Source organism: Actinomadura darangshiensis (assembly GCF_004349235.1).
GTDB lineage: Bacteria > Actinomycetota > Actinomycetes > Streptosporangiales > Streptosporangiaceae > Spirillospora > Spirillospora darangshiensis.
The window spans coordinates 1-8,074 of record NZ_SMKY01000356.1 but is presented as its reverse complement, the minus strand read 5'-3'; the positions used below and the strand labels follow the sequence as shown (position 1 = coordinate 8,074).

The 8,074-nt window shown below is 70.9% G+C and carries 5 protein-coding genes; all 5 read left to right on the top strand.

Annotation, left to right across the window (positions count from 1 at the left end):
- Positions 1–1,092, top strand: a 1,092-nt coding sequence (locus tag E1293_RS41270; protein ID WP_132204650.1) for an MFS transporter, incomplete at its 5' end; no start/stop codon positions are given.
- A 13-nt stretch (positions 1,093–1,105) separates the two neighbouring features.
- Entirely contained in the window at positions 1,106–4,798 is a 3,693-nt protein-coding gene (locus E1293_RS41265; RefSeq protein ID WP_424923721.1) for a nitrate reductase subunit alpha, read from the top strand.
- On the top strand, positions 4,798–6,516 hold the full coding sequence (narH, locus tag E1293_RS41260) for a nitrate reductase subunit beta (RefSeq protein ID WP_132204648.1): 1,719 nt from the start codon (positions 4,798–4,800) through the stop codon (positions 6,514–6,516). The genes E1293_RS41265 and narH overlap by 1 nt, the downstream gene beginning before the upstream one ends.
- Positions 6,513–7,184 (top strand): nitrate reductase molybdenum cofactor assembly chaperone, encoded by a 672-nt coding sequence (narJ, locus tag E1293_RS41255; RefSeq protein ID WP_132204646.1) that lies wholly within the window; start codon positions 6,513–6,515, stop codon positions 7,182–7,184. Before narH ends, narJ begins: the two co-directional genes overlap by 4 nt.
- Positions 7,181–7,942: a respiratory nitrate reductase subunit gamma gene (gene narI / locus E1293_RS41250; RefSeq protein WP_132204644.1), complete on the top strand. Its 762-nt coding sequence runs from the start codon at positions 7,181–7,183 to the stop codon at positions 7,940–7,942. Before narJ ends, narI begins: the two co-directional genes overlap by 4 nt.
- Positions 7,943–8,074 lie beyond the last annotated feature (132 nt).

Below are 8,074 nucleotides of genomic sequence, written 5' to 3'. Positions count from 1 at the left end.
GGTTTCAAGGACTCGCTGGAGCTGTCGTCGTTCGAGCAGTCGCTGCTGGTGGCGGTGCCCGTGGTGGTGGGGTCGGTGGGACGGATCCCGGTGGGGGCGCTGACCGACCGGTTCGGCGGGCGGGTGCTGTTCCCGGCGATCTCCCTCATCACGATCGTGCCGGTGCTCTTCCTCGGCCTCGCGGGGCACTCGTCGCTGGCGGCGCTGCTGGTGGGCGGGTTCTTCCTCGGCATCGGCGGGACGACGTTCGCCGTCGGGGTCCCGTTCGTCAACGCCTGGTTCCCGCCCGAGCGGCGCGGCATGGCGATCGGCGTGTTCGGTGCGGGCATGGGCGGGACGGCGATCAGTGCGCTGACGACCGTGAAGCTGGTCGACGCGAACGGCATGGCCGCGCCGTTCGTGCTGACGGCCGTCCTGCTCGCGGTGTACGCGGTGGTCGCGTGGTTCCTGCTGCGCGAGGCGCCCGGGCGGGCGGTGCCGAGCGAGCCCCTGACCCGGAGGCTGGCGGACACGGCCCGGATGGGGGTCACCTGGCAGGCGTCCGCGCTCTACGCGGTGGCGTTCGGTGGGTATGTGGCGTTCTCGGTGTACTTGCCCACGTATCTGCAGAACGAGTACGGGCTCGGCCAGTCGGACGCGTCCAACCGGATGGCGGGGTTCGTGCTGCTCGCCGTGGTGGCGCGGCCGGTGGGCGGATGGCTGTCCGACCAGGTCGGGGCGGTGCAGGTGCTGGTCGTGTGCCTGGTCCTGACCACGGCGGGGGCCGCGGTTCAGGCGGCCTCACCCGCGCTGATGCCGGTCGGGACGATCGCGTTCCTGGTGCTGGCGGCGGCGCTCGGGGCGGGCAGCGGCGCGACGTTCGCACTCGTCGCGAGGCTGGCGCCGGCGAGCAAGGTCGGCTCGGTCACCGGCGTCGTCGGCGCCGCGGGCGGTCTCGGCGGGTTCGTCCCGCCGCTGGTGATGGGTTCCATCTACGGCAGCCGCGGCTCGTACGCACTCGGCCTCGCCCTGCTCGCCATCGTCGCGGGCGCTGCGGCCCTGTTCACCGCCACGGCCGTGCGGCGGGCCGTGGCCGGCCGGCAGACCCCCTAGAAGGGAGCATTACGTGAGTTCGACCAAGGGCCGGGCCGGTCTGGACGGCCCCCTGGAAGACGCGCTCGTGAGCACCCGCCGGTTCTTCACGCGTGCGGAGGTGTCGCCCGACCTGCGGACGATGACGAAGAAGGGCGGACGGCAAGCCGACGCGTTCTACCGGGACCGCTGGTCGCATGACAAGGTCGTCCGTTCGACGCACGGGGTGAACTGCACGGGGTCGTGCTCGTGGAAGGTGTACGTCAAGGACGGCATCATCACCTGGGAGGCGCAGCAGACCGACTATCCGTCGGTGGGGCCGGACCGTCCCGAGTACGAGCCGCGCGGCTGCCCGCGGGGGGCGTCGTTCTCCTGGTACACCTACTCGCCGACGCGGGTGCGGTACCCGTACGTGCGCGGCGTGCTGCTGGAGATGTACCGGGAGGCCAAGGCCCGGACGGGCGATCCGGTGGAGGCATGGCGCGAGATCGTGTCCGACCCGGCGAAGGCCGCGGTCTACAAGGGCGCGCGGGGACGGGGCGGCCTGGTGCGGGCGTCGTGGGACGAGGCGACCGAGATGATCGCCGCCGCGCACGTCCACACGATCGCCGAGTTCGGCCCGGACCGGGTCGCGGGGTTCTCGCCGATCCCCGCGATGTCGATGGTGTCGCACGCGTCCGGCTCCCGGTTCGTGTCGCTGATCGGCGGGACGATGCTGTCGTTCTACGACTGGTACGCCGACCTTCCGGTGGCGTCCCCGCAGGTGTTCGGCGACCAGACCGACGTGCCGGAGTCGGGCGACTGGTGGGACGCCGGCTACCTGATCATGTGGGGCTCGAACCTGCCGGTGACGCGGACCCCGGACGCGCACTGGATGACCGAGGCCCGCTACCGGGGGCAGAAGGTCGTGGCCGTCTCCCCGGACTACGCCGACAACGTCAAGTTCGCCGACGAGTGGCTGGCCGCCCAGCCCGGCACCGACGGCGCCCTGGCGATGGCGATGGGGCACGTCCTGCTCAAGGAGTTCTTCGTCGACAGGCAGGTCCCCTACTTCACCGACTACGTCAAGCGGTACAGCGACCTGCCGTTCCTGGTGCGGATGGAGCAGCGCGGCGACGCGTACGTCCCCGGCAAGTTCCTGACGGCCGCAGATCTGCCGGGCGCCGAGGCGCAGTCGGAGAACGCGGCGTTCAAGACGGTCTTCCTGGACGCGGCGAACGGCCGTCCGCACGTCCCCAACGGCTCGCTGGGTTTCCGGTACGGCGACTCCGGCGAAGGCCGCTGGAACCTCGACCTGGGTGAGGCCGACCCGCTGCTGTCGGTCGAGGGCGGCCAGGCCGTCGAGGTCGAGATGGCGCGCTTCGACGCGCCTGACGGCTCGCCCGGAACCCTGCGAAGGGGAGTACCCGTCCGCGACGTCGGCGGCCACCTGGTCACGACCGTCTACGACCTCCTGCTCGCCCAGTACGGGGTGGGACGGGAGGGTCTGCCCGGTTCCTGGCCGTCCGGCTACGGCGACGCGTCCGAGCCCGGCACCCCGGCCTGGCAGGAGGGCATCACCGGCGTACCGGCGCGGGCCGCCGAGCGCATCGGGCGGGAGTTCGCCGCCAACGCCGAGGAGTCCCGCGGCCGCTCGATGATCATCATGGGTGCGGGCACCAACCACTGGTTCCACTCCGACACCATCTACCGGACGTTCCTCATGCTGACCACGCTGACGGGATGCCAGGGCGTGAACGGCGGGGGATGGGCGCACTACGTCGGGCAGGAGAAGGTCCGCCCGCTGACCGGCTACACGCAGCTCGCGGGCGCGCTGGACTGGTCCCGGCCGCCCCGCCAGATGATCGGGACGGCGTTCTTCTACCTGCACACCGACCAGTTCCGCTACGACCGGTTCGACGCGGGCACCCTCGCGGCCGCGACATCCGGAGGGCAGCTGGCCGGACGGTCCACGGCCGATGTGATCGCGCAGGCGGCGCGGCTGGGCTGGATGCCGTCCTACCCGACGTTCGACCGCAGCCCGCTGACCCTCGCCGACGAGGCGGAGGCCGCCGGGAAGGAGCCCGGCGAGCACATCGTGGACGAGTTGAAGGCCGGCCGGTTGAAGTTCGCCTGCCAGGACCCGGACGCCCCGGAGAACTTCCCCCGCGTCCTGTCGGTGTGGCGGTCCAACCTGCTCGGGTCGTCCGCCAAGGGCGACGAGTACTTCCTCAAGCACCTGCTGGGCGCCGCCGACGCCGTCCGCGCGGAGGAGACGCCCCCGGACGTCCGGCCCAAGGAGGTGGTGTGGCGGGACGAGGCCCCGGCCGGGAAGCTCGACCTGCTGCTGTCGCTGGACTTCCGGATGACCAGTACCACCATCTACTCCGACATCGTGCTTCCGGCCGCGACCTGGTACGAGAAGCACGACCTCAACACGACTGACATGCACCCCTATGTGCATTCGTTCAACCCGGCGATCGCGCCGCCGTGGCAGACCCGCAGCGACTGGCGCGCCTTCCAGGACATCGCGACCGCCTTCAGCCGCCTCGCCCAAAACCACCTGGGCGTCCGCAAGGACATCGTCGCCGTGCCGCTGCTGCACGACACGCCCGACGAGATGGCGACCCCGCACGGCCGCGTCCTCGACTGGGCGAAGGGCGAGTGCGAGCCGGTCCCCGGCGTGACGATGCCGAAGCTGGTGGCGGTGGAGCGCGACTACCCGGCGGTCGCGGCGAAGATGACGGCGCTCGGCCCGCTCGCCGAGCGGCTCGGCGCGACGACCAAGGGCGTCACGTTCGACCTGAAGGACGAGGTCGAGCGACTGAAGCACACGAACGGCGTCGTGCGGGGCGGCCCGGGGGACGGGCGCCCGACGCTGAAGCGGGACGTCCACGCCTGCGAGGCGATCCTCGCGCTGTCCGGCACGACGAACGGGCACCTGGCCACCCAGGGCTTCCACACGCTGGAGAGGCGCACCGGGACCCGGCTCGCCGACCTGGCCGCCGAGCACGAGGGCAAGCAGATCACGTTCGCCGACACCCAGGCCCGCCCCGTGCCCGTCATCACGTCCCCGGAATGGTCCGGATCGGAGGCGGGCGGACGCCGCTACTCCCCGTTCACGATCAACGTCGAGCGGCTCAAGCCGTGGCACACCCTCACCGGCCGCCAGCATCTCTACCTCGACCACGACTGGATGGCCGAGCTCGGGGAGCAGCTGCCGGTGTTCCGGCCGCCGCTCAACATGTCCGCGCTGTTCGGCGAGCCGGAGCTGGGGGAGACGGGCGAGCTGGGGCTGACCGTCCGGTACCTGACCCCGCACAACAAGTGGTCGATCCACTCGGAGTACCAGGACAACCTGTTCATGCTGTCGCTGTCGCGCGGAGGCCCGGTGATCTGGATGAGCGGGACGGACGCGGCGAAGATCGGGGTGCGCGACAACGACTGGATCGAGGCGGTCAACCGCAACGGCGTCGTCGTCGCCCGCGCGATCGTCTCGCACCGGATGCCCGAGGGCACCGTGTACATGTACCACGCGCAGGACAAGCTGATCGACGTCCCGCGTTCGGAGACGTCCGGCCGCCGCGGCGGCATCCACAACTCCCTGACCCGGCTGCTGGTCAAGCCGTCTCATCTCATCGGCGGGTACGCGCAGCTGTCGTTCGCGTTCAACTACCTCGGGCCGACCGGCAACCAGCGCGACGAGATCACCGTCATCCGCCGCCGCTCCCAGGAGGTGCAGTACTGATGCGGGTCATGGCGCAGATGGCGATGGTGATGAACCTCGACAAGTGCATCGGGTGCCACACCTGCTCGGTCACCTGCAAGCAGGCGTGGACGAACCGCAGCGGCGTCGAGTACGTGTGGTTCAACAACGTGGAGACGCGACCCGGGCAGGGCTACCCCCGGCGGTACGAGGACCAGGAGCGCTGGCGCGGCGGCTGGACGCTGAACCGGCGCGGCCGGCTCGCGCTCAAGGGCGGCGGGCGGCTCCGCAAGCTCCTGACGATCTTCTCCAACCCGAAGCTGCCGGGCATCGACGACTACTACGAGCCCTGGACCTACGACTACGAGACCCTCACCAGCGCGCCCCTGCAGGAGCACACCCCGGTCGCGCGGCCCAAGTCGCTGCTGTCGGGCAAGGACATGAAGGTGTCCTGGTCGGCGAACTGGGACGACGACCTCGGCGGCTCCATCGACCACCTGGACAAGGACGTCCTGCTCAAGGACATCTCCGACAAGGTCAAGACGGAGTTCGACCAGACGTTCATGTTCTACCTGCCGCGGATCTGCGAGCACTGCCTCAACCCCAGCTGCGCGGCGTCCTGCCCGTCCGGCGCGATCTACAAGCGGACCGAGGACGGCATCGTCCTGGTCGACCAGGACCGCTGCCGCGGCTGGCGGATGTGCGTGTCGGGCTGCCCGTACAAGAAGGTCTACTTCAACCACCGCACGGGCAAGGCCGAGAAGTGCACGTTCTGCTTCCCGCGCGTCGAGGTCGGCATCCCGACGGTCTGCTCGGAGACGTGCGTGGGACGGCTCCGCTACATCGGCCTGATGCTGTACGACGCCGACAAGGTGCTGGAGGCCGCGTCCACCCCGGAGGACACCGACCTCTACGAGGCGCAGCGGCGGGTGTTCCTCGACCCGAACGACCCGCGGGTCGTCGCGGCGGCCGAGCGGGAGGGCATCCCGGGCGACTGGATCGAGGCGGCGCAGCGCTCCCCGATCCACGCGCTGATCAACACCTACAAGGTGGCGCTGCCGCTGCACCCCGAATACCGGACGATGCCGATGGTCTGGTACATCCCGCCGCTGTCGCCGGTGGTGGACGTCGTCCGCGACACCGGCCACGACGCCGAGGACCCCGGGAACCTGTTCGCCGCGATCGAGGCGCTGCGCATCCCGGTCGAATACCTCGCGGAACTGTTCACCGCGGGCGACACCGCCCCGGTGGACGCCGTGCTGCGGCGGCTGGCGGCGATGCGGTCCTACATGCGCGACATCAACCTGGGCCGCGACCCCGACGAGACCATCCCCGAGGGCGTCGGGATGTCGGGCGAGGCGATGTACGACATGTACCGGCTGCTGGCCCTGGCCAAGTACGACGAGCGGTACGTGATCCCGACCGCGCACGCCGAGCAGGCCCACGGCCTGGAGGAACTGGCCACCGAGTGTAGCCTGGACTACGAAGGCGGCCCCGGCATGGGCGGCGCGGGCATGGGCGGCGGCTCCGGCCCGTTCGGCGAGTCCTCCGGCGGCGCCAACCCGATCGCGGTGGAGAACTTCCACATGCTGCGGCAGCGGCAGACCTCCGACAGCGCGGTCGACCCGGCCGACAAGCACAAACGCGTCAACCTGCTCAACTGGGACGGCAAGGGCGCGCCCGCCGGCCTGTTCCCCACCCGCGAGGACCGGAACCCGCCCGCCGACTCCGGCGACGCCGAGACGGAGGCCAAGCCGTGAGGATCAGGAGCAGGCCGGGTCCCACCGATGCCCAGCTCGCCGCCGCCTGGCAGGTGGCGTCGCTGCTGCTCGGCTACCCCGACGAGGAGCTGCTGGAGCGGCGACCGCTGCTCCGCCGTGCGGTCGGGGAGTTGCCTCCGGACGCGGGAACGCCGCTCGCCGCCTTCCTCGACCACCTCGACTCGACGCCGCCCGGAGAGCTCGCGGCCGATTACGTCGCGACGTTCGACCACCGCAGACGCTGCTGCCTCTACCTGACTTATTACGCCTACGGCGACACGCGCAAGCGCGGCATGGCGCTGCTGCGGTTCAAGCAGGCCTACGAGGCGGCCGGGCTCGTCCTGGACGACGGCGAACTGCCCGATCACCTCGCCGTCGTGCTGGAGTTCGCCGCCACGGGGGACCTCGCCCATGGACGGCGGCTGCTGCTCGAACACCGCGCCGGCCTGGAACTGCTGCGCCTGTCGCTGACCGAGGCCGGATCGCCGTGGGCCGCCGTCCTGGACGCCGTCACCGCCACCCTGCCGCCGCTCACCGGCCGCAACGAGGACGCCGTCGCCCGCCTCATCGCCGAAGGCCCGCCCGAGGAGGAGGTCGGTCTCACGCCCTACGGGACGGGCTCGGGCCCCGTCTTCCTGCCCGATCCCGTCCTGGAGTCCCGCTCATGAACGACCTCGCGACGTCCGGCTCCGGCGAACCGGGCGTCCTCGGCATCCTGCTCTGGGTCGCCCCGCCGTACGTCACCCTGGCGGTGTTCGTCCTCGGGCACATCTGGCGGTACCGCTACGACAAGTTCGGCTGGACGACCCGCTCGTCCCAGCTCTACGAGAACCGCCTGCTGCGCATCGGCAGCCCGCTGTTCCACTTCGGGATCCTGGTCGTGCTGCTCGGCCACATCGGCGGCATCCTCATCCCGGAGAGCTGGACCGAGGCGGCCGGAGTCAGCGAGCACGCGTACCACGTCACGGCGCTGGCGCTCGGCTCCGTCGCGGGCCTCTGCACGCTGATCGGGCTGGCGATCCTGATCTACCGGCGGCGGACGGTCGGACCCGTCTTCTCCGCCACCACCCGCAACGACAAGCTCATGTACGCCGTGCTCACGCTGACCATCGCCCTCGGCCTGGCCGCGACGGTGATCGCGAACCTGATCGGCGGCGGCTACAACTACCGGACGACCGTCTCGCCCTGGTTCCGCGCGATCTTCTACCTGCGGCCCGACCCGGGTCTCATGACCGGCGTGCCGATCCTGTTCCAGCTCCACGCGATCAGCGCGATGGTGCTGTTCTGCATCTGGCCGTTCACCCGGCTGGTGCACATGCTCACCGCCCCGGTCGGCTACCTGACCCGCCCCTACATCGTCTACCGCAGCCGCGACGAACGCCTCGGGACGCTCCCGCCGAAGCGGGGATGGGAGCGGGCCGGCTGAGCACCGGGGTGTCCCGCACGGGCCGGGACACGGGAACGACGCAGGTCAGGACGCCCGTCCCTTCTGTGACGGCGCGGTCACGCGCACGCTTGAACCGTTGGGCCCCGCCCGGTGCGAGGGATGGGCGAGACC